The organism is Desulfoluna sp. HI9BLuna, assembly GCF_056829775.1.
Window position 1 is genome coordinate 361,051 of the sequence record NZ_CP186555.1, and the last position, 21,865, is coordinate 382,915.

Annotated in this window: 16 protein-coding genes; 3 read left to right on the forward strand and 13 right to left on the reverse strand. The window is 58.1% G+C overall.

Annotation, left to right across the window (positions count from 1 at the left end):
- Window positions 1–30: 30 nt before the first annotated feature.
- From ACOYW0_RS01245 to ACOYW0_RS01265, 5 genes are all read right to left on the reverse strand, one after another.
- Window positions 31–771, reverse strand: a complete 741-nt coding sequence (locus ACOYW0_RS01245) for a cytochrome b/b6 domain-containing protein (RefSeq protein ID WP_482416775.1) — start codon at window positions 769–771, stop codon at window positions 31–33.
- Window positions 761–1,564, reverse strand: coding sequence for a 4Fe-4S dicluster domain-containing protein (locus ACOYW0_RS01250; RefSeq protein ID WP_482416776.1), 804 nt, complete (start codon window positions 1,562–1,564; stop codon window positions 761–763). Before ACOYW0_RS01250 ends, ACOYW0_RS01245 begins: the two co-directional genes overlap by 11 nt.
- On the reverse strand, window positions 1,564–4,083 hold the full coding sequence (locus ACOYW0_RS01255; protein ID WP_482416777.1) for a molybdopterin-containing oxidoreductase family protein: 2,520 nt from the start codon (window positions 4,081–4,083) through the stop codon (window positions 1,564–1,566). The genes ACOYW0_RS01250 and ACOYW0_RS01255 overlap by 1 nt, the downstream gene beginning before the upstream one ends.
- Window positions 4,084–4,349: 266 nt before the next feature.
- Window positions 4,350–5,774: an IS66 family transposase gene (tnpC, locus tag ACOYW0_RS01260; RefSeq protein WP_482416778.1), complete on the reverse strand. Its 1,425-nt coding sequence runs from the start codon at window positions 5,772–5,774 to the stop codon at window positions 4,350–4,352.
- Window positions 5,775–6,336: 562 nt separating this feature from the next.
- Entirely contained in the window at window positions 6,337–7,770 is a 1,434-nt protein-coding gene (locus tag ACOYW0_RS01265) for an alanine/glycine:cation symporter family protein (protein WP_482416779.1), read from the reverse strand.
- 517 nt (window positions 7,771–8,287) lie between these two features.
- Here ACOYW0_RS01265 and ACOYW0_RS01270 point away from each other — a divergent pair.
- Together ACOYW0_RS01270 and ACOYW0_RS01275 are read left to right on the forward strand one after the other, a co-directional pair.
- Window positions 8,288–8,995 carry an MgtC/SapB family protein gene (locus tag ACOYW0_RS01270; RefSeq protein WP_482416780.1) on the forward strand — a complete coding sequence of 236 codons (708 nt, stop codon included), beginning with the start codon at window positions 8,288–8,290 and terminating at the stop codon, window positions 8,993–8,995.
- 26 nt (window positions 8,996–9,021) lie between these two features.
- Window positions 9,022–9,426: a rhodanese-like domain-containing protein gene (locus ACOYW0_RS01275; RefSeq protein ID WP_482416781.1), complete on the forward strand. Its 405-nt coding sequence runs from the start codon at window positions 9,022–9,024 to the stop codon at window positions 9,424–9,426.
- 19 nt (window positions 9,427–9,445) lie between these two features.
- Here ACOYW0_RS01275 and ACOYW0_RS01280 read toward each other — a convergent pair whose 3' ends face one another.
- From ACOYW0_RS01280 to ACOYW0_RS01290, 3 genes are all read right to left on the reverse strand, one after another.
- Window positions 9,446–9,841, reverse strand: coding sequence for a VOC family protein (locus tag ACOYW0_RS01280; protein WP_482416782.1), 396 nt, complete (start codon window positions 9,839–9,841; stop codon window positions 9,446–9,448).
- A gap of 91 nt (window positions 9,842–9,932) precedes the next feature.
- Entirely contained in the window at window positions 9,933–11,096 is a 1,164-nt protein-coding gene (locus ACOYW0_RS01285) for an MFS transporter (protein ID WP_482416783.1), read from the reverse strand.
- A 565-nt stretch (window positions 11,097–11,661) separates the two neighbouring features.
- Window positions 11,662–12,507, reverse strand: coding sequence for a 3-hydroxyacyl-CoA dehydrogenase family protein (locus tag ACOYW0_RS01290; RefSeq protein WP_482416784.1), 846 nt, complete (start codon window positions 12,505–12,507; stop codon window positions 11,662–11,664).
- 388 nt (window positions 12,508–12,895) lie between these two features.
- On the opposite strand from ACOYW0_RS01290, the gene ACOYW0_RS01295 reads away from it, so the two are divergent.
- Entirely contained in the window at window positions 12,896–13,657 is a 762-nt protein-coding gene (locus tag ACOYW0_RS01295; protein ID WP_482416785.1) for a hypothetical protein, read from the forward strand.
- A 414-nt stretch (window positions 13,658–14,071) separates the two neighbouring features.
- Here ACOYW0_RS01295 and ACOYW0_RS01300 read toward each other — a convergent pair whose 3' ends face one another.
- The 5 genes from ACOYW0_RS01300 to ACOYW0_RS01320 all read right to left on the reverse strand — a co-directional run bounded on the left by ACOYW0_RS01300 (window position 14,072) and on the right by ACOYW0_RS01320 (window position 21,638).
- Window positions 14,072–14,494 (reverse strand): aconitase X swivel domain-containing protein, encoded by a 423-nt coding sequence (locus ACOYW0_RS01300; RefSeq protein WP_482416786.1) that lies wholly within the window; start codon window positions 14,492–14,494, stop codon window positions 14,072–14,074.
- The gene (locus ACOYW0_RS01305; protein WP_482416787.1) at window positions 14,491–15,756 is read right to left on the reverse strand and encodes an aconitase X; all 1,266 of its coding nucleotides are present in this window, start codon (window positions 15,754–15,756) and stop codon (window positions 14,491–14,493) included. The genes ACOYW0_RS01300 and ACOYW0_RS01305 overlap by 4 nt, the downstream gene beginning before the upstream one ends.
- A gap of 105 nt (window positions 15,757–15,861) precedes the next feature.
- Entirely contained in the window at window positions 15,862–16,593 is a 732-nt protein-coding gene (locus ACOYW0_RS01310) for a transglutaminase-like domain-containing protein (protein ID WP_482416788.1), read from the reverse strand.
- A gap of 159 nt (window positions 16,594–16,752) precedes the next feature.
- Window positions 16,753–18,690: a M28 family peptidase gene (locus tag ACOYW0_RS01315; protein ID WP_482416789.1), complete on the reverse strand. Its 1,938-nt coding sequence runs from the start codon at window positions 18,688–18,690 to the stop codon at window positions 16,753–16,755.
- Window positions 18,691–19,088: 398 nt separating this feature from the next.
- Window positions 19,089–21,638: a PAS domain S-box protein gene (locus ACOYW0_RS01320; RefSeq protein ID WP_482416790.1), complete on the reverse strand. Its 2,550-nt coding sequence runs from the start codon at window positions 21,636–21,638 to the stop codon at window positions 19,089–19,091.
- Window positions 21,639–21,865: the final 227 nt, after the last annotated feature.

Here is a 21,865-nt window from a genome sequence, read left to right on the forward strand (position 1 = left end):
GTGCAAAAGATCGTGCCGGCACATTGGGCCTTACAGGCGACCTTCCCTCTTGAGCTCTTCATACCAGAGGGGATGATGTTCCCGAACCGCGTCTGCGCTCATCAAACCGTCCCTGAAAATCGCCCGCAGCCCGTGCCGGTTCATGGGAATCAGGGACAGATAGATATGAACGGGCAGCAACAGGGAGATAAAAACAAAGGAGACGGCATGGACAAACCGGGCCTGTTCCTGAAATGCCTGGGAAAAGAGATCCCGGAACATCAGAACCATCCCGCTTCCGGTAATGGCCGCAACCGCAAGGATCATGAGCCAGGCAAACCCCTTCTGGCCTGTGTTGAACTTGCCGAACCGACCATGTTCCAGGCGCACATAGGTCGTCCACAGCTCCTTCAGCCCCCGGAAGAGCGCACGGGGGCCCCAGCTCTGCTCCGGCCAGATCTTCCATCTTCGCACGGAAGCCAGCATGGTGAGGCAGAAAGGCAGGGCCGTCATGACAAAGAAGAGCGCGGTAACCCGGTGAAGGATCCTGGCCACCTGCAGGCCTCCGGCCAGACGATCCGCAGGGGTTTCCCCAAGGGCGGGACCTCCTGCCCCGGCAAAGCTGATGGCATCGTGGGGTGCGGAAAACATCGACGCCAGGAAGCTGAAGTTCGTTGAAAAAACGGGGAGCCCCGTGATGAAAAACAGCACCATAAAATGGATGATGTGTTTGTGAAACCACCGCTGCATGCCACTAAACGCCGTAATATACGTCTCGGTATTACTCTCCATGCTCCTCCTCCCGTACCTTCTTTTTCCGTGCGCTGAGCCAGTGCAGGGAGTGAAGGGCCGCACCGGCGCCGATACCGGCCAGCCCCATGGTCCCCAGGGTCTTGCTGCCCTGCCTGGCGGCCATGGTTCGCTTCACGGGGTTCTCCGGCAACAGGTACGCCTCGGCCAGAGCCTTCGGCGCCAGGGTCAGCCAGCCGGTGCGCCCCACGGTGGCGTTGACCGCCTCCTTGCCGTAGAGCATGTATTCCCCGCCCAGCCTCTCGGCATAGCGGGCCAGGCGCTTTTCCCCTTCGGCGATCACCTCCGCTTCCGACCCGGAAACAAGGGCCCCGGCCGGACAGGCGGAGACACAAACCTGCTGCCTGCCGGATTCCACGCGGTCGTAGCATCCGATGCACTTTTTTGCCGTGTTGGAGACAGGATCGTAGCGGGGCACATCATAGGGGCAGACATCGATGCAGGTCCGGCAGCCGATGCAGGCGGAGGCGTTGATCACAACCTGGCCACCCGGGCGACGCTCAATGGCCCCGGAGGGGCAATTGGCAAGACAGGGGGCATGCTCGCAGTGACGACAATGATGAAAGGCCACCACCACCCGGGCCTTGGGATACGCCCCCACCTCCCGCCGGACCGGTGTGAAGTAAAAAGTCTCGGGAAGCAGGGCGTTTGAGGAGCGTTCGATGTGGATGCCCTCATCCCGGGCCATGCGCATGCGGTTTTCCGCCGAGCATGCGCTCATGCAGGCAAAGCAATTCAGGCAGCTGAGGGTGTCGTACAGCATCAGGTGACGCATCAGGAAGCCCTCCGTAATTTAAGGATCACATCCTGGGGAAGATGTCCGGCAACCCCCGGAGAAAACTGAAGCCGTCCGAAATGATTGATATTCAGACCGTCATGGCGAGCAAACCGAAGTTTTTCAGGTGTCTGCATGCACCCCCTGCCGAAGCCGTGGTAGTAGAAGAGCACATCGGGATGAACCGTACGGCTCAGGGAGACCACGGCCCGCTGACGCTCTTCGGGGTAGTCCTCCAGCCACACCTCCACGGTGTCCCCTTCGGACACGCCCAGGTTCCGGGCCCGGGCTACGTTGATGAAGACATTTGCATAGCCCATGTCGCCATGGAGGGGAACCAGCACCGGGTTGTTGCGGGTCTGTCCCCCGCAGAACGACCCCAGGGGAGAAAAGCCCGAGGCCGGAATGAACTCGTCGGTTCCCAGGGCCTTTTTCTTCCCGTACCAGCGGCAGGTCAGGTGAGGAAACAACGGGGAAGCGTGATCTCTTGCCCCGTAGTCCGGATGCTCCGTGGCCAGGCGGTGATGAATACCGGCCAGCCAGAAGCTGTAGACCTCGTGTTTTCCCGTGGGGCTCTTGGGGGAATGGTCCGCCATGGTGCGCGCCCCGCCCCAGCTCCCCGTTTCCAGAAGGGCCTCCACGGTATCTGGCAGGGTCGCGGCCTCGTCCGGAGTAAGCCCTGAGATGCCCTTGAACTGACTGCGCCACAGGGGCATGAGCCCCTCTTTCTCCAGATGGAGAAAATAGGCATCGTACTCTTCAGGCTCCAGAACCCGTTTGGCGAGCTGGCAGAGGATCCGGTACCCATCCCGGCTTCCCAGCACCGGGTCCACCGCCTTTCGATTCACCCCGATGACCGGAATCAGGGATTTGTAGCCGGTATAGAGGGGCTGGTCCTGCTCCAGAAAGGTGCAGCCCGGCAAGATCACGTCGGCAAACATGATGCTGTCCTGCCAGAACGGGGAGACCGCCACGATGGTCTCCACCTCCATCATCATCTTCACCACATCCGCACCGCCGGCCGTGCCTCCCACCAGGTCCTGGCCCCAGAAAAAAAGAAGCTCCGGGACCATGGGTTTCTTCTCAAGGAAGGCTTTGACCACGGTGGAGCGGCCCTCCACAGGGCTTGCCGCCCAGCGCCCCGGGTCATGGGCGTTGTGCCAGGCAAGGATGCTCGTGCCGCCGGGCTCCGGCGGGTCCACCGGAAGTCCTCCGAGTCCGGCGTTGCGATTCCTCTGGATTCCCCCCTCCTGCCCATAGAGCCCGAGCAGCAGGTTGAGCATCTGGATGGCCACCTGGGCCCTGAAATCCGTGGTGTGCCGGGTGAAGCGATACCCGATCTCCACAAAGGCCTTTGGAGCCGCGGCGTGGAGCCTGTCCGCCACAGACTCCATGGTTTCTGGGGAGATCCCGCATACGGCGGCCATCTCCTCGGGACTGTTTGCCAGGGCACTCTCCTGAAGAAGCGCCAACGCTGGCCGAACGGTTTTCCCCTCCCAGGCATAGGTCCCCCCATAAGCCGGAACGCGGGCTTCCCGGGCAGGCCTCACCCTGTTCTCCGCCGTATCGAACACCAGGTAATCCCCCGGGGAATCGCCTTCGCCTTCAAAAAGAGGAAGCAGGGTTTCCGGGTCAATGAGGGCATCTGCGTTGGTTTTACTTAGAAACCCCGCATCCACATACCCTTTTTTAAAGACAAAATGGATCACCCCGAGCAAAAACGAATAGTCGGTCCCCGGCCGGATGGGAAGCCACTCGGCCGTCGCCTGGGCCATCTCATTGGGATGCCGGGGATCCACAACGGTCAGGGGCAGCCCGTGCCTCAACCCGTCCCCGAACTGAGCGCCCCACCCGTGGGCGATGATGGCGCCCCCTAAGTTCTTGCCGATGACCAGGCCGTAGTCTGCGTGTTCAAAATCGCTGGAGTGGGAACCCGGCCCCCCGAAATTCAAAATGGCCCTGGAACTGCTGGACACCACGCTGAAGCAGGTGTCCCCGTACCCCACGATGTTGGGGCTCCCGAACACGTTAAAAAAGAGTTCATCGTATTTCGCCGCCGAAGTAAAGCGGGAGAAAAGAACCGCCCTGTCCGCTTTTCCAGCATCTCTCAGAGCCTTCATTTTCCCGGCCACCAGGTCCAGGGCTTCGTCCCAGCTCGCTTTCCTGAATTCGCCCTTGCCTCGCTCTCCGGTTCGGATCAGGGGGGTCTTGATGCGATCCTCGCTGTACAGGGCGCTCACCGCAGCCCGTGCACGCCCGCAAGTCCCCCAATTTTCATGGACCCTGCTCGCCTCCAGGCGAACCACCTTGCCCTCTTTGACCCAGGCGGTTGCCGGGCAGTGCTGAGCGCACATCTGACAGAGCACCGGAACGCCCTTTTCCCGTGCGTATTCGGAATCCGGCACATGCAGTGGCGTGGCCGCCGCCTCCTGCCCTGCCGCCAGTAATGCCCCGGTGGCCCCCAGGGCCGAAGAGACTTTGAAGAAATCCCTTCTGGACAGCTTCGTTCGTTTATCCATGTGTCTTGGTATCCTCAATAAATGGAGTGCTGAAGCGGCATACTCAAAGCAACACAAACCCCAAGCAACGGCACGCCGCCCTCTGTAATCGAAGGCCACCCACATTGACTTGTTCATTTCCTAACGAGGGATACAGCTGAAAAGAGGCCTCCCGGGTTACACATCGCAAAAAATCGCGAGAAGCAATAGACAGATATTTTTTACTGAGAAAAGCAGAATATGAAGTTTATTTTGTAACTATTCAGCTGTAGGTTCGCCGACAGGGGTTAATCAGCTTCAAAAAAGGAGGGTAATTCACCCTGAAGCAACAGGCGCAATGCGTCGCTTGCATGCACGTTGTTTTTCTTGCATGTAGAAAGGTAGCTGCGTATTCGGCAGAAGATCTTGGCCCCTTCCATAGATCGGAAGCACCCAGAAATTTTCTGATGGACTTTCGTCATCCGGATGTCGTTTTCACCCTGATTATTAGTGAAAGGAACCAGCGGGTCGTCCATGAAACGAAGGGTTTCGTTCTCGAAGTCTTCCATCCGTTCGAGAAGGTTTCTCGCTTTTGATCGTTTCATCCGCCCGCGTTGTCCCTTCTTCCTTTTCGTTTCATCCGGGGGCGGGCATTCGAGATTTCCTTTTTCCAGGATGCTCAGGTAGCGCTTTCGAAAGCCCCCGGCAATATCCGATGGAAGCTTGCCGCTGTGTTCGTTCACAACCTTGTTGATCTCAAGGAGCAAGAACTTCATGTCTTTGGCCCACTGCTGACTGTCCTGCTCCCAAGCCCGCTCCAGCTCTCTTAAGTGATGAGCGTTGCACAATGCGTGCAGGCAGTCGTAATTGAAGTAGGGTTTCCAGTGATCGTGGCACAACACGCCTTTGAAGCTTGGGATAATTCCCATTTCATCGATAGCCTCTCTGCCACGCTTTTCGTGCGGGTAAAAGTAAGTGAAAAGATCGTTCGACAGACAGTGCAGCCAAAATCGACTACCGTTCATGTTGATGCCGGTTTCATCTGCGTGGCAGACGGACGAGCCGGACAATCTGGCTTTGACGATTTCTTCAAACGCCTCAAGCGCGTTAAACGCTTCTTTGTTGAAGTTGAAAATCGACCCTGCGCTGATTGGGATACCGGCCTGATCCCGAAAGTGCTCGCAGATTCTTTCGTAGGGGACCAGCTGATGCTGGGAAAGATAGATCGCGTGAGCCTTGAGACCCGTGCCATATTGGACGCGTCGATCTACTCCTTTCGGGAAAGGAGCAACATATCGATTGCCGAAGGCATCCTCAAGAATCTCGGATCGATACTCAGTAACGTATTGAGCAACCTTCAAATCAATGACCTGCCGGGTCTCGTAACCTACGTGGCGATAGTCACCCGGTGGCAGTTCGGTCATATTGAGTTTCAACGGCAATACGAGATCTGCCTTGTCTACGGGCTCAAGAGTTTTTCCCTCGTGGCCATTTTGGCCCCCGGGCTTTTTTCCTTCGGTGTTTTGCTTTTTCTCCTTCTTCCTGTTGGGATCGGTAGAAGGCGGTTTGCTGCTGTTTTTGCTATTGAGATTTAGACGGTTCGCCAAAAGGGTGATGATTGTAAGCAGCAATTCGATCACAGCTGCAACTGCGGGCGAGAGGTCCTCGTCCTGCTGAATCAGTTTCCTTGCGTTGTCTGTCGCCGCTTGAATATCAATGCTTTCGATCTTCACCCTGTCTCCTCATCTTTTTTTGACGAGGATAGTATACCACAGGTTTTGAAAACGGAATTTTGGCTCCTGAGCTTTCGAATTTCAGGCTTTAAAAATTTGAGGGTGCCGGGTCGTATAGCCCTTCATATAAGATGAATTATGGTCCTCATAGCCAGGCCTGAGCACCGGAATAACGGAGTAAGAGATCCGCAGGTCAAAATGAAAAATTTGATCAAAAATCCTGTCAAGAAAAAAATGCAGTTCAATACATTTTATGTGTGAGCTGAATAGTTACTTTATTTTTTATCTACTCAGGGGCAAAAAAGCAACACCCTTCTTCCGGTGCCATTGAAGCGCGGCCCTCTTTACGAGAGTGACAAGGGAACAGGTAGAAAGAAGAAATAACAAGAAAGGATGGTCATGGAGGGAATGAATACACTCGGCCCGCCGGTGAGCGGGTAGCAAAAAAAAACGCCCCGTCGTCCTTTGGTCCCCTTAACGGATTCAACAGGGAGCCAAAGCATGGCGGGGCGCTGAAATAAAGGCCCTTTTCGCGGAAACGGCAGAAAGGGGCCAATGACTGTTACTTGTCGCTGTTCCCGTCCCAGATCCCCGGTTCCAGCTGGTCACGAAGCTCGGGGTACTCGTTGGCATCAAAGGTAGGCAGCTTGCCATCTTTAAGCTGCTTGTTGTAATCCCTGGCCAGCTTCACCACCACGCCGGAGAGAAGCACAATGGCCACCAGGTTGGTCAGGGCCATGAACCCCATGGAGAGGTCTGCCATGGACCAGACGATGGGCAGCTCGGCCACGGCGCCGAACATCACCATGCCCAGGACGAGAAACCGGAACACCGTCAGGCCGCCGGGGTGATTTCGCTCAAGGAAGATGAGGTTGGTCTCGGCATAGGAGTAGTTGGCGATGACCGAGGTAAAGGCAAAGAAAAAGATCGCCACGGCCACAAAAGCGTTGCCCCAGTCCCCAACACCGGAGGAGAGGGCTTTCTGGGTCAGTTCGATGCCGCTCATGCCGGAGTTGCTCTCCAGGGCACCGGAGACGAGAATCACGGCGGCCGTTGCGGTACAGATCACCAGGGTGTCGGCAAACACGCCCAGCATCTGGACATATCCCTGGGAGGCGGGGTGGGGAGGATAAGGCGTGGCCGAAGCAGCTGCGTTAGGAGCGGAACCCAGGCCCGCTTCGTTGGAAAACAGGCCGCGCTTGATGCCGTTCATCATGGCCTGGGCCACGGTGTACCCCAGGGCACCGGAGACCGCCTTGTCCCATCCGAAGGCACTGTTGATAATCAGAGAAATCACATCCGGAAGCTTTTCGATCTGGGAGCCCACCACAAACAGGGCGAGGATCAAATAGGCAAGGGCCATGAAGGGCACGATGAGTTCGGCCACCCGTGCAATGGTGCGAAGACCGCCGAAGATGACGATGCCGGAGAGGACCACGAGGATTCCCCCCATGACCGCAGGGGACACCCCGAAGGCCACATCCATGGCCTGGGCAATGGAGTTGGCCTGAACCGCGTTGAACACCAGGCCGAAGGAGATGATGAGGAAAATGGAGAAGAGCACACCCATCCAGCGCATGCCCAGGCCTTTTTCCATGTAGTAGGCAGGACCGCCGCGGTAGTTACCGGCGTCGTCTCGGGTCTTGTAAAGCTGTGCCAGGGTGCTCTCGGCAAAGGCGCTGGACATGCCCACCAGGGCCACCAGCCACATCCAGAAGATGGCACCGGGCCCCCCAAGGGTCAGGGCCACGGCCACGCCGGCCAGGTTGCCGGTGCCGACACGGGCGGCCAGGCTTGTACACAGGGCCTGAAAGGATGAAATCCCGGCGCTGTCCGCCTGACGGCTCTTTTTCAGCACGGAGAACATGTGCCCGAAGTGGCGAAACTGGATGAATCCCAGGCGAAGGGTGAAGTAAATCCCCACGCCGATCAGAAGATAAATGAGGACCGAGCCCCAGATCAAGCCGTTCAGGTTGTTGATGATAGTGTTTAACACGCGTTGCTCCTTGTGAGTTTAACAGGGACCGGCTTCCCGTCGATGGCATGGACAAACAAAAAAAACGCACGAGCCCGGGCCTTGACGTCCAAGCCGCCCCGTTCGTGCGTGTATGTGTGTGGGTAATGCCGTTCCCGCTCATTCATACGTTCATAATTTCGGCCCGGAATATAGTACGATTCACCCTAAATTGCAATCACGTAAAAGGGATGGAAATCCCTCACCAAAGCAGGTCTAAGCCAAGGTTCCCCCCGTGCTGTCGAGACCGGTGGAATGGCCCTGCCCTCAGACATGAAAAACCCTCGCCCCCCGGATTATTCACGGTGTTAACCCCATGGATACCCGAGGCAATGCCTCCATGCACAGCACCTGTCCTTCCCTATTGCGTGACCGCCTTCAAGGCACGGCCACGGCGTATTTTACTGACACATCTAAAAAAGCCATACCCTCTATTAGAAAAATGGAATATAATAAAAGTTTTCGCACTAAAACCCGACATAGACAAAGAGGAACACCGATGCTGGACATGTGGAACGAATCATTACCGTATATCATTCGAATCCTGACGGCCGCCGCCCTGGGGGGGCTGCTCGGACTGGAACGAGACATCCACGGTCGGGAGGCGGGCCTTCGGACCCACCTGCTGGTCTGCGCCGGGTCTGCGGTGTTCATGACGCTCTCCACGGCGGTTTCCACCTTCGGTGTGCTGAAGCCCGAGGCCTTTCAGGGGGTCACGGATCCCGGGCGCATCGCCGCACAAATTGTCACGGGTATCGGCTTCCTGGGAGCCGGGGCCATCATCAAAGACGGCCTCTCCGTCCGGGGGCTCACCACAGCGGCCTGCCTCTGGATCACCTGCGCCATCGGCATGGCGGCAGGGGCCGGGCTGTATATCCTCTCCGTGGCCACCACCATCATCGCCCTCTTCTCCCTGTCGGTACTCAATTACGTGGAGCAGTTTTATAAAAAGGATGTCTACCGCAACCTGACCCTCTCCCTTCCCGAAGGGGAAAAACCGGAGCGGGCCATCGAGGTGATGAAGAAAAACGGGCTCCGAATCATCTCCACGGAACTTCTGAAAGACTACGACACGGGCGTCACCCGCCTCACCCTGGGGCTCCAGCTCTCATCCCGGGGGAACGTGGACAAGCGCTCCTACGATATCATCGACGCCCTGGAGGAGAGCCCCATCATGCTCAACTCCATCAAGTGGTACAAAATTTAACACACCATAGACCAAGCGAGGTGACCATGGCCCCAGAAGACCTGTTCGCCGCCCCAACCCTTGCCGATGTGCTCCGGGAAATGGACATTGAATTTCTCGTTGCAGGGGAATACGGCATCACCGTGGACGACGCCGCAAATTTCATCGGCAACGACCACTTCCTCTTTCTGGATGTACGAACCCGGGAGGAGAAAGACCACCTGGCCTTCTCCTTTGCCCGGCACATCCCTTTGCATGAGCTTCCCGACCGTGTGGGCGAACTCCCCCGGGACAAGTTCATCATCACCTTCTGCGTCTCCGGGTTTCGGGCCGCCATGGCCTACGCCTTCCTCCGAACCCAGGACTTCGACGAGATCAAGGCCCTCAAAGGACGCCTGGACGAGCTGGCCGGAGCCATGACCCCAGGCCGGTTCTACCGCCTGGGGCCATGATGCCAGCTGTGCTCGGGACCTACTCCCTGTAATACGCCTTGTACTCTTCCGTGGGCTCGATCTCCTTAAAGAGGTAAAGAACATTTCCGATGGGGTCGGCCACGGAAAACCCGCGGTCGCCCCAGGGGTGATCTTCCAGGGGGCTCAGGACGGCAAGGCCCTCCCCTGTCAATCGCGCATGCTCGGCGTCCACATCCTCCACCATGAAGTTCAGGACCACCCCGGCTCCGCCAAAAACAGGCCTGTCGTCCCGGGGCTCCATAAACTGAACTGTGGGGCCATCCGACCCAAAGCGAAGGCTCAGGTACCAGCCGCAATCAAAGGCGATGGAAGCGGCAAAGTGTTTTCGATAAAACGCGCGGCATGCGTCAACATCCGGCGTACAGAAACAGGTGGATAACGCCTGTGGATTCATCTTGTCTCCTTAATAACTGTATAGATAGTCCATGCGCCAAGGTGATACGTCACCACCACGGCAAAGGAACCGATTGCACAGAAAAAACCGGTCAGGCCACAGCTCGGCCACATCCGAAACCGGCAGCCAGAACACCGGCATTGCCCAGGATCAACGCGGAAAAAGCGAGCAGGCCGGGGCCAAACCCGCCATGGTCCGAAGCCGTGCCCAGCAGCATCGGCCCCGTAAAAAATCCCGCCCCCCAGGCCAGGTAAAACGCCCCGGAGACGGTGCCCCTGCGGGAGATAGGAACCGACTCACTCAAAGCGGCCATGGCCGATACGCAGAAAACACCCAACCCGAACCCGGCCATGGTAAGGGAACTTAAAAGGGCCGGGCCGCTGGCCCAGACGGCAAGGGGCAGGCAACTCCCCGCCAGGATAAGCCCCAGAATCATGGTCGCCACGCGTCCGGCTTTGTCGGACAAGGCGCCGCCCATAAGCTGGGCCAGCCCCACGGCAACATAAAACAGGACGAAAAAAAGCGACACAGCATTCTCCCCACCCCCACGGCCCGCCACAAGAGACATGGGAATCACGGTGAGAAACACGCCGTAACCGCATCCGTAGAGAACAACGCCGAAAAAAACAGCCCGCGTCTCCCGGGTGGCCACAAGGGCCCACGCCGATGTCAGATGCCAGCCCCCGCTTCGGGGACTCCCGGTCCCTTCGTTTTTCCCCACGCCCAAAAGCACCACGATCCCACCCGAAAAACCGGTTGCCGCAAGCAACCAAAAGGCGCCGGTGCCCCCCCAGCTGTCACACAAAAAAAGGCCCAGGAGCCCTCCTGCGGTCAGCCCCAGGTGCATGGATGCGTTGTACAGGCCCAGGATCTTCCCCCGGCCTTCGGTCCAATCCATGGAGAGCAGCGCCGGGGCCAGGGCCCAGACAGGCACCTCCCCCACCCCCTGGAGAAACCGTCCCAGATAAAGAATACTCGGGGTTTCGGCCAGGCCATAAGCCAGGGCCGCAAAACCGCAGACCGCGTACCCGGCCACCAGAAACCATGTGCAGCCATAGCGGTCGGCAAGGGTCCCCATGGGGACCTGAAGCAACACAAAGGGAAGAGCAAAACACGAGGCAAGGCACCCCACGTCGGAATACGATCCGGACAGGGCAGCCATTCGGGCGGGAAGCAATGAAACGGTGAGACCGACGCCCACCATCAGAAAAAACACAGAGACATTCAACGAAACAGCCGATTGAAATCGAGCCATACCATCCTCCTTATCCGCTGACATATCAGCAGAAAGTCCACACTCAGAGCGGACGGATGGCCGGGGGCCCGGATTTCACGCACGGCCCCCGTTCTCTTAATCACACCCGGATACCGGGCAAATCAGGAGCCATCGCCACTCACTCTACAGAGAACGCCAAAAAATTCAGGCTGTCTGCGGAGGAGGCGGAGAGAGAAATCGTATGGTATGTAAAGGCATGTGTCTCCTACCCCGGATATTTCATGAGAAAACAGCCACCCAAAAGGAAAGCAATATGATTTCGGATGGCTACAGTAAAAATGTCAGCTATTTTGAAAATGCAAAATGTAAATCAACGTTTGCTGTTTGATTTTCTCACCCTTCGGGCGAGCCGAGTGCACCCATCTTCTGCGTTATCAGAGCTTTTATAAAACCACGACTTCTGCAGCTCTGATGCCTTGAATATGGGTGCACTCGACTCGTGAAATATCCGGGCTACACTGGTAACGGTTTTACAGGGTATTCTTCTTGATTTTGAAACGCGTGTCAATACCGCGTGCGGCAAGACCACCTACGGGTCCGGAGATCAGTAGTCATACCACCCCTTGCCGGCCTTGCGCCCCACGCGCCCGGCGTCGAGATGTTCGCGGAAAATCCCGGGGGTCTTGAACCGGTCGCCGTAGGTATCGGTGAGAATGGTATGGACCTTGTCGAGAAGATCCAGGCTGATGTTGTCGCTCAGGCGAAAGGGACCCACGGGGTGACCGAGGCCGAGACGGCATGCGGTGTCGATGTCCTCTTTGGTGGCGACCCCCTCGTCCAGGAGCCTGTAGGCCTCGTTCATCAGCGCCAGGAGGATGCGGTTCACCACAAACCCCTCCACATTTTTCACCTTCACCGGCTCCTTGCCGATGGCCCGGCAGAATCCCATGGCAAACTCTGCGGTTGCCGTGGAGGTGACGAGCCCGGGGATCACTTCCACCAGCTTCATCACCGAGGCCGGAGAAAAGAAGTGGAGCCCCACGAACCGATCGGGGCGGGCCGCGGCGGCCAGTTTCGTAATGGAGATGGATGAGGTGTTGGAGGCAAAGACGCACTCGGGCTTGCACAGAACGTCCAGCTCTTCAAAGAGGGCCCGCTTGGTTTCAGGCACTTCCAGGATTGCCTCGATCACAAGGTCCACCTCGTCGAACCCGTCATACATGTCCGTGGCTTCGATGCGGGCAAGGGTATTCTCTTTTTCCGTCCCATCCAGCCTGCCCTTGTCCACCGCACGTGACAGGATCTTGCCTGCAACCGCCTTGCCCCTGTCCGCCAGGTCCTGGCTCACCTCTTTTAAAATGACATCCATGCCGCTTTGCGCGCAACACAGGGCAATCTCAGCCCCCATCATCCCCGCTCCCACAATCCCGACTCGCGTCACCTTGCTCATGGTCTCTATCCTTTCGGAAATCCGGTCTGTTCACAAAAAAACCAACCTTCTGGCCAAAGCTAAACTTCACGTTAACGTAAGCCGACAAACCCGATCACGTCAAGACATATTGTACTCTTTTCAAAACATCGTTATCAGACAAGGAGCGGTCGGTCCCCCACCGTTCCATGCCGGGCACAACAGGGCATCCATGTTCCCTCGCCCATCCCCCCGGAACAGCACCGTATTTTTTCATCACGACGCCCCTTGACCCAACGCGCGAAGTGTCGTAAACCCTCGTCATGAACGCCCGCACGGGGGACGGCATTGTCATGTCCCCCTTGGCGCCGGACCAGCCAATGGTTCCATGCGGGCCGGTATGATCCCTTTCCCCATGCAGGTATTGCCCATGCAACCCACCCTCGGTCTCAAGCTCATCCTCACCCCCGGCATCATCGCAGCCGTTACTTACGCGGGAAAACGCTGGGGTGCCCTGGTTGCCGGATGGCTCTCCGCCTTCCCGGTGATCTCCGGCCCCATCCTGCTCTTCCTTGCCCTGGAGCACGGCCCGGCCTTTGCCGGAAACGCAGCCACCGGAACCCTGTCCGGGGTCCTGGCCTTTGTCGCCTTTTACCTGGCCTACGCCTGGAGCGCCACGCGGTTCAACTGGCCGGTTGCCCTGGGGCTTGCCCTTCTGGCCTACACCCTGTCGGCCCTTCTCCTGCTGGCCTGGTTCCCTCCCCTTCGCATCGGCCTTCCCCTTATTCTGGCCGTGCTGTGGTTCTCCCCGAGGCTGTTTCCGGCCACATCCCCCGGGGCACCGACTTCGGTCTCCCACCCCCATGAGCTCGCCTACAGGATGATCGCCGCCGTGATCCTGGTGCTGGCCGTCACCTGGGCCTCAGCCACCATCGGCCCCCGGGCAAGCGGCATTGCCGCCACCTTTCCGGTAATGGGCTCCATCCTGACCGTCTTCTCCCACCGGAAGCAGGGCACGGGGTACGTGGTAAAACTCCTTCGGGGCATGGTCTTCGGTCTCTACTCCTTTGCCGCCTTCTGCATGGCCCTGAACCGAACGCTCACGGCCCTTCCCATGGCTGAGGCCTTTCTCCTCTCCCTGGCCATGGCCGTGCTGGCCCAGGCCATCGCCTGGCGCCTGCTGAAGCCATGAAAAAACGGCCCCCGGCGGCAAGGTAAAAACCCCGTCATATCCCGAATCCCTCAGTAAAATCGAAACCCTGGATGACCCGAACACGGTACACAGAGTGCACCCCACGGCGCTATCGGCCCTTGAAACGGCGTCCTCAAGAACACCCTGATGACCGAAACGATGACCAAGGCCCCCCATTCCCCATTCCCCATTCCCTATCCCCTATCCCCTATCCCCTATTCCCTATTCCCTATCCCCTATTCCCTATCCCCCATTCCCTATCCCCTATTCCCTATCCCCTATTCCCTATCCCCCATTCCCTATCCCCTACTCCCTATTCACTATCCCCTATTCCCTATTCACTATCCCCTATTCACTATCCCCTATTCACTATTCACTGTTCACTGTTCACTGTTTTCCCCGCTTTCCCAACCCCTACCCCGCCTCCCTCAACGTCATGTTCTTCTCCACCCTCACCACCCGGTTGGTGGCGTCCAGGCAGACCCAATCCCCGGTGCGGATCACGGCCATGGGGTCGATGTCCAGGCGATCCATCATGGGGATGTTGTTCATGACGGCGCTGATGGCGACAACAGGCTCTGCCTCCCGTACGATCATCCCCAGGGGCCCTGTTTTGAACAGGCAGGCGTAAAACCCGATGAGGGCTCCTGTGGTGGAGCCCCTCCCCGATGGAAACACAAGGATCTTGCCGGAAATGTTGGCTCCGGCCTGGTCGTGCAGGTCGTTGAGCCTGCCGGTGGTAAGGTCGAAGTCCCCCAGAAAGGAGAAGGGCATACTCAGGACCAGTGCCTCCCCTTCCACGCATCCCTCTTTGATGGTGTGTCCTTTGATGTTCATCGTTCCTCCCATGTTCCGGTAAGGGCCGCATCGATACATTGACCGGTGCTGCCGTAGTACGTATCCATCACCTTTCCCCCGGCCACCTCGCCGGCCCCCCCGCGAAGCAGGTAATGGGCACAACGGGCTGAGTTGGTCGCCACGCGGGATACAGGCGCCTTCATGTGGGCAAAGGGAAACACAGCGATGCACGAATCGGTGATGACGAGGCCTCCGGCCTTTTCGATGGTGTCCACATACCCCATGCGACGGCACAGCTCCAGCACGCCCTCGTTGGTGGCCAGGACCAGCCGCACCCCGTCGGACACCCGTTTCCCGTCCAGTCGCATGGCAATATCCCTGATTTCGCGCATGGTCAGATGGGGACACCCCAGGGCCACCACCTCCACATCCGAGGCTGTGTAATGACAGAGCTGGGCCGCCGCATCTTTCAGCTCAAAGGGAGAAAGGCTCAACGTCATATCGGGCTTGCGGTTGCCCAGGGTCGCCTCAAGGCTCGGGGCCTCCGGCGTGATCCCGGTCAAATGGCAGAGGCTCACCGCCCCGGAGACAGGCATGGGAGAGAGCAGGTATTTCAATTTTTCAAAGGGAACGGTGGGCGGCAGCCCGTCCACCACCACATTCCGTGTTTCGGCCAGTGCGCCGACGTGATAGCCGATGGCACCGAGCTCGGCTTCCGAGAGCTTTGCCGTATCCACTTTCTGGAACTTCACCACCACCTCGGCATAGCGCTCGTCCTTTCGTATGCGCCCGAACTCGGGGGTTCGGCCGGTGATGGCCGAACAGGTCATGGCAATGCCTGAATCCCGGTTTCCCCGGGCCCCGAACAGGGAGTTGTTGATGATGATGCCGGAAGACCCCGCCCAGGAAAAAACGTTGTCCTTTTTCAGCATGTTCCCCATGAGGTAGGGGGCGCAGCTCAAGGTCATAAAGCATCCCAGCCCCTTGTAAAGTTCCACGGCCTTTGCCGTGTCCTGAATCACCGGGCCCGCCGAGTCTTCCCGAAGCCCGAGCTCCGTCACCCATCGGGCGGCAAGGGGAGACAGGGAGTGAATGGTGGACAGGGTGGGCACAACATCCACCCCTTCCATGAGCTCCTGAAGCATGTGCACGGGATCCGGCAGAATATGGGCGCTGTCCACCCGAACCAGCCGCTGGGCGTCAAAGGCCTCCCCGTATTCAACCAGAAACGCCAGGGCCTTCTGGACTCCGGGGCCGAACTCGCCCCCCAGCATCTTTCTCTCTTCTTCCGTTAAAAGCATAAAAACCTCGAATTCAGGTATCACAGAACGTTTCAGGTGTGTGCCCGTGCGGATTGGTACGTTTCAGCCCCGCATCGCACAGGCACGCGGTCCGCCCGAGACCGGTCATGCGGCCCTCGGAGGGATACAGAGAAGCTTCTTTTCAGGTGCCACGTCCCGGATATCCAGGCCCAAACCTTCCACCAGGCTGTCCACGGTCACATCCATCCCGTTGCTGAAAAAATGGGGGTAATGCTTTTTCACGGAATCGAGAAGATCGTACACGGGGAGGTCGGGAAAGCTTCCGTAATAATGGATGTACTCCATGTGCTTCTCTCCCGAGAGGGTATAGGCCGGGTAGGTCGTGTCATGGATGCCATCGAACTCCGGGATGTAGTACCCGGATTTTTCGCACAGCCCCAGATCAAAGGAGGGCGTGGCCTTGACCCATTTGCCTTCCAGAAAGATCTCGGCAAACCCGTGAAAAGCAAACACGTCGGTCTGGAGCAGTTCGGTGATTTTCGCGGGGGTCTGGTGGTTGATGAGGTCGGCAAACCCCATGCGGGCGGGAATCCCCACGGACCTGGCCGCAGCGCACAGGACCAGTCCCTTGGACACGCAGTACCCGCTCGCTTTTTTCAGGATATTGCTGGCCTTCATGTACAGGGGATTGATCTCGTAGCCGAACAGGTCGTACTTGATATCGTCCCGGACAGCGTAAAACAGACGAATCGCCTTCTCTTGGTCGGTATAGGCTCCCCGGCACGCTTCCCGGGCGTAGTCCGCAATCTCAACGCAGTCAGAGTCAATGAAAAAGGTGGGCTTCAGGTACAGTGAAAACTCTTCGGGTTCTGTCATGGTATCGGTCTCCTGTGATTTGAATGAAGGCTGCGCAGTCTCCCGGGCTGTCCGGTCCGGGAGCTGCAGGGAGTCAGAGCGGGTGCGCTACAGCAACATCGCGATTCACCGGGCAAAGGGGCCACCGGGACAGAGGTCCCAGGCGGCCCTTTGCCCCCATCAATCCATCTTCATGTACGTGCCGATCATGCCTGAAATCCCCTTGGCAAGGGGACGGAGCTGAGACACATCCACCTTGTCCAGGGTGTCGTCGGAGGTAAGAAGGTAATAGGGCTGACCGATCCAGTGAATGAAGTCGACCCCCGTATACATATGGTAATGACCGGCCTCACCCGGGGGCACGGGTCCCAGGAGGGTGGAGGGAATCAGCAGGGTCCGCTCCGGTTCGGTGCGCTTCATCATCCGCGATGCCGTGGCAATGGCTTCGTAGTTTTCGTTAACAAAGACGATGGAGAGAGCCTGCTCTCCGTCGAACACCCCGTTGCCCTGCCCGTCGTCCACGTAGTTCCGGGCCGCCAGGTGCTCCAGGTTGATGTCCAGAACGGCGTTTTTCAACAGGTCCTCCGCATGTGTATGGGCAAAGGTTCGGGACCCCTTGCCCCCGTAGAAATGCCCCGTGGTGGTGATAAAGAGCAGGGTCTTTTCACGCTGGTCCGGGGGAACCTGGGCCCAGGTCTCTGCCATGGCAAGGACCATGCCCACGCCGGTGCCGTCCTCGGTGGCCCCTTTGAAGGCCGAGTCGTGGTGGGTGCTGATGATGATGGTCTCCTCGGATTGCCCCGGCAGGATCCCGTAGATATTGCGGCCGTGGCCCGGCTCCAGGATTCCGGTGATGGTCAGGGTGGCGTCCCCACCGGCCTGGGCAAGGGCCTTGATGCGGTCGTTCTTGTAATGGGAGACATACATGCAGGGCATGGCCTTCATCTTGCCCGCATAGGGGCCCCAGTGGGTGTTGATGTCAAAGGGATGGTCCTTGAGCACCAGCACGAGTCCTGCGGCCCCCCGGTCGCTGGCGAGCCAGTAGACCGAGTTGGGATTGTTCTCCTCTGTATACTCCGCCGGAAAGTTGCTTCGCACAAAGGTCAGGTCCTGGGTGGTCAGCAGGTTGAAAGACCCGGTGGGATCCGAGGTGTAATACCCGTCGTCATAGAGCATCTGGATGAGCCCCACGGGAAAGGAGGGGAAGGGGCACTGGGCCACCACGATCTTGCCCTGGATGTTGCCCAGCTTGTCGAACTCTTCCCGGGTGCCCTCACCGGCCCAGACCATGGAGCCCGTCACGGACCCACCGTTGGGCTTCTCCCCGTAGACCATGCCCGTGTTCACCGTATAGAAGGCGGGAAACTCCGTCATCACACCGTCCTCTTCCACCTGGAGATTCCAGGACTCGGCCTTGTAGACATCGCACTCAACCTCTTCGACACCCACATTTGCCGCCCCCAGAATCGCCGACATTTCGCCGATGATGTACTCTTCGGCGATCCGGGCCTCCGGGGAGCCGATCCTGCGATGCTCGGTGGCACACACCTGCTCGACATAGGAAAAAATTTCGTCTCCGGAAGGAAGGTAGGGGTCGGTGTCGATGGGCTCGGGCAGGGTCTCTTCCACTTCGGAGGCCGCTTTCTTGATACGCATGAAGTGAGGAATGTCCATGATCACCCGGGTGAGCAGCTCCACGGTGGTCTCCTCGCCGCTAGGCATGAAGAGGGCAGCCCACCCGTTGGCGGGCTCACTGGCCGGGCTGTGGAAGATGTAGCGCCAGGCGATGATTTTGTACCAGTAGTACTTCCCCACGTCGGCCTTCGTGTCGTCAAAGGTCGCCTCCTTCAATACAGGGCTGATGGGGTAATAAGGCCCTGCCACGTTACGGGCCCTGAACACGCTGTACCCGGTGGCGCGGGCAACGGGGTCCCACTGAAGCCTTACCCTGTTTTCAAAGCGCCCGGAGCTGGCCACGACATTGGCAGGCGAGGCCACTTTGCTCAGGGACTCCAGGCATTCCTGAACAACCTCGGTTCCGGCATCGTCGGCGAAAACCGGCGATACAAAGAAAACGAACAGGGCCAGCGCAAGATGCCACAGGACATTCTTCTTCATGCATTCCTCCTTGGAATTCACAGTATAGTAGGTTGATATTCCTTAAAAAAACGATTCGAACAAAAAGGCTGGGGTCGTTGCCACCGAGCACATCAGCCCCGGATGTTCTGCTCAAGCTGTATCAAGGGATAGAAAAACATCAGTTCGGCACCTGCTGCCCCGGGCGATAAGCATGAGTGGTTTCGCATTCCGAACACTGCTTGGATTACTGCACAGAGTATGCCACCTGTCGCATGCAACAACTCAACCGCGGCAAGTAAGGAGAAAAGGGAAACATTGTTCGCACTCAAACAAAAAAAGGGCGGGGAATATTTCCCCACCCTTTCTCTACAAACCGTCAATTATCTAATTTTATTATCTTTAAATCACAAAGAGGAGACATTCCGTAAATTGGGGAATTATTCCTCATCCACGGGAGCTATCTTGAATTTCTTAATCTTGGACGCCAGGGTTTTTCGATCGATCTTAAGGACCTGGGCCACCCGGCTCCGGTTCCACTGGTACCGGTTCAGGTGACTCTGAATGATCTCTTTTTCAAACCGCTCCACCTGGGAAGCCAGGGTACAGGAATCACCACCCGATACGGTATCGACCCTGGCCCTTCCGGGGGCTATGGATGTCTCTCCTCCGGGCATACCCGTAAAGTCGACCTTGTTCAGGGCAAGAAACCGGTTGAGGACATTCTGAAGTTCCCGCACGTTGCCCGGCCAGGTATAGGCCATGAACGACCGCCTGACCTTGGAGGAGATCCGGGGCAGGGGCTTGTCCGTCCCCGCTTTCATGAAAAAATGGTCGATGAGAAGGGGGATATCCTCGGCCCGGTGACGCAACGGAGGCAGGCGGATGGGAATGACATGGATGCGAAAAAAGAAATCTTCCCGCATTTTCCGGGTGCGAACCAGCTCTGTAAGGTCCCGGTTGGTGGCGGCCACAATGGAAAAGGAGGCGTGCTTTACCCGGTTGCTCCCGATGGGCGTGTAGCCGCCCCCTTCAAGGGCCCTCAACAGCTTGACCTGCATGTTGAGGCCGATCTCACCCACCTCGTCGAGGAAAAGAGTCCCGCCGTCGGCCAGGTCCAGGAACCCCGCCTTGTCGCATATGGCCCCGGTAAAGGCCCCCTTCTTGTACCCGAAAAACTCGCTTTCGATGATGCTCTCCGGTATGGCTCCGCAGTTCACCGGTACAAAGGGTTTGTCGGCCCTGGGGCTCATGTCGTGGATCGCCCGGGCCGCAAGCTCCTTTCCCGTGCCCGACTCCCCTGAAATCACCACGTTGGCAGGGGACGACGCCGCCTGGATGATCAACTCGTAGACCCGCTGCATGGCCTCGCTCTTACCGATAATGTTGCCGAACCGCTCGCTCTTCTGGATGGACCGCTTCAGGTAGATATTTTCCACGCTCAGCTGCTGCTCCCTCTCCTTCAGGGCGACTTCGGCCTGCTTTCGCTGGGTGACGTCCCGGGCGACACATTGGAGGAGAATCACCTTTCCCCCCTCGGAGATGGGGTTGCAGGAGACCTCCACGTAAAAATCGGGCCGGTCCTTGGCCCGGAACCGGAAGTCGTACGTGGTGGTGCTGGGGTTCCCCGAAAAGGCCTGCTCCAGAAGCACGATGGCTGTATCGAGTTCCTGGGAATTGTCCAGATATCGGGAGATATGGGTATGGGTCATCTCCTCCGGCGAATACCCGCTGAATTCCGAGACCACCGGGCTGATATAGTCGATGCGCAAATCCGGCGTCAGGCCGAAGACCACGTCCTTGATCTCCTCGGTGAGCATGCGGTATTTGATCTCGCTGCGCCGCAAGGCCTCCTCGGCCTGTTTCCTCTCCGTAATGTCCCTGGAGGCCCCGGTAATTCCAACAGGGTGGCCGTACTCCGTCAGGATCAGCTTGGTGATGGTTTCGATCCACCGGCTGGTGCCGTCCTTGTGCCGGCATTTGTATTCGGTGGTCAGGGGCACATGGGCGTTGTACTCGCCCAGAAGTCCGTCCTTGAGCATCTGCTTTGCCCGGAGATAGGATTCTTCGGAGAAAAATTCCTGGAGCTTCAACAGCTTGAATTCCTCCTGGGTGTACCCCGTGACCCGCTTCACCGAAGGGCTCACATAGGTCACGGCAAGATCAAGGTCGGTGATAAAGACGACATCCGTGGAGTTCTCCGCGATCAATCGGAAAATTTCGTCCATGTTTCGTGCCGGAGGGGTGGCGGGCGCCTCGGTCATGCAGCCCTTGATGGCCACAAGGCTCCTGCCCGTGCCGGGAATCATGGAGACCTTGACGGTGCGCTCACGAATCGCACCCTTGCTGTCGATGAGGCGGCACGGGTAGGCCTCCGGCACACCGCCCTGCTGCTCACGACGCATCCTGTGATACCGTTTCAGGGTTTCCATGTCCTCCCGGTGAATGAACTGCGAAAGCCCCCCCGCTCCGGCCGCCTCGGCTTCGCTGTACCCGGAGGCCTCCTCGAAAATCCGGTTGACCCTGAGGATCCGCATCTCTTCGTCCAGAACCACCACGGCCTCGCCCTGCTTCTCGAACTGTGTCTCAAGGGACTCGGTGCGCTGCCTCAAGGCCACCCCCATGTTGTTCTGGCGGGTCATGTCAAAGGCGGTGCACGTCACCGCCCTCACCTCGCCGTCCCCCCCGCAGATGGGCGATGATGAGACATCCGCCCAGAACACATCACCACCCTTGCAGATGAACCGGCGGGTCATCCGAAGGGAGGCCAGCTCACCGCGAACCAGTGACATAAAGTTCTTCGCCACCTCCTCATAGTCATCCGGTGCGATGATGTCCCGGATGGAAAGGTTCCTGAGTTCGTCGTCAGCGTAGCCGGAGACTTTTTTCAACGACTCGTTGTATTCGAGAAAGGTCCCGTCACAGGAGAGGATTCCGATGATGATCGGGGTGACGTTGAAAACGGACTTGAATAGTGAGTACTCCTTCATGGCTCCCTTTCGCACATGGTGTTCAAAGTGATACGACTGCACTTCCGGAGTTCGCGCATCGGCCCCGACGAAAAATGATCATGATATGGATACGACGGCTCATTCAAGCCTGGTGACTCATAGAAAAAATGCTGCGTGTGCTGGTATGACGTGTCTTCGATGATATGCCGGGCCACCTGGCGAAGGGCCCGGGCCCGTTTTTTTGTACGACTGTACTATTTTTTACA

Coding starts and splice junctions, on each gene's coding strand:
- ACOYW0_RS01305 (WP_482416787.1), bottom strand. CDS start 15,756: ATGCTTTTAACGGAAGAAGAGAGAAAGATGCTGGGGGGCGAGTTCGGC.
- ACOYW0_RS01315 (WP_482416789.1), bottom strand. CDS start 18,690: ATGAAGAAGAATGTCCTGTGGCATCTTGCGCTGGCCCTGTTCGTTTTC.
- ACOYW0_RS01275 (WP_482416781.1), top strand. CDS start 9,022: ATGGCCCCAGAAGACCTGTTCGCCGCCCCAACCCTTGCCGATGTGCTC.
- ACOYW0_RS01295 (WP_482416785.1), top strand. CDS start 12,896: ATGCAACCCACCCTCGGTCTCAAGCTCATCCTCACCCCCGGCATCATC.
- ACOYW0_RS01300 (WP_482416786.1), bottom strand. CDS start 14,494: ATGAACATCAAAGGACACACCATCAAAGAGGGATGCGTGGAAGGGGAG.
- ACOYW0_RS01250 (WP_482416776.1), bottom strand. CDS start 1,564: ATGCGTCACCTGATGCTGTACGACACCCTCAGCTGCCTGAATTGCTTT.
- ACOYW0_RS01255 (WP_482416777.1), bottom strand. CDS start 4,083: ATGGATAAACGAACGAAGCTGTCCAGAAGGGATTTCTTCAAAGTCTCT.
- ACOYW0_RS01290 (WP_482416784.1), bottom strand. CDS start 12,507: ATGAGCAAGGTGACGCGAGTCGGGATTGTGGGAGCGGGGATGATGGGG.
- ACOYW0_RS01285 (WP_482416783.1), bottom strand. CDS start 11,096: ATGGCTCGATTTCAATCGGCTGTTTCGTTGAATGTCTCTGTGTTTTTT.
- ACOYW0_RS01310 (WP_482416788.1), bottom strand. CDS start 16,593: ATGACAGAACCCGAAGAGTTTTCACTGTACCTGAAGCCCACCTTTTTC.
- ACOYW0_RS01245 (WP_482416775.1), bottom strand. CDS start 771: ATGGAGAGTAATACCGAGACGTATATTACGGCGTTTAGTGGCATGCAG.
- ACOYW0_RS01270 (WP_482416780.1), top strand. CDS start 8,288: ATGCTGGACATGTGGAACGAATCATTACCGTATATCATTCGAATCCTG.
- ACOYW0_RS01280 (WP_482416782.1), bottom strand. CDS start 9,841: ATGAATCCACAGGCGTTATCCACCTGTTTCTGTACGCCGGATGTTGAC.
- ACOYW0_RS01320 (WP_482416790.1), bottom strand. CDS start 21,638: ATGAAGGAGTACTCACTATTCAAGTCCGTTTTCAACGTCACCCCGATC.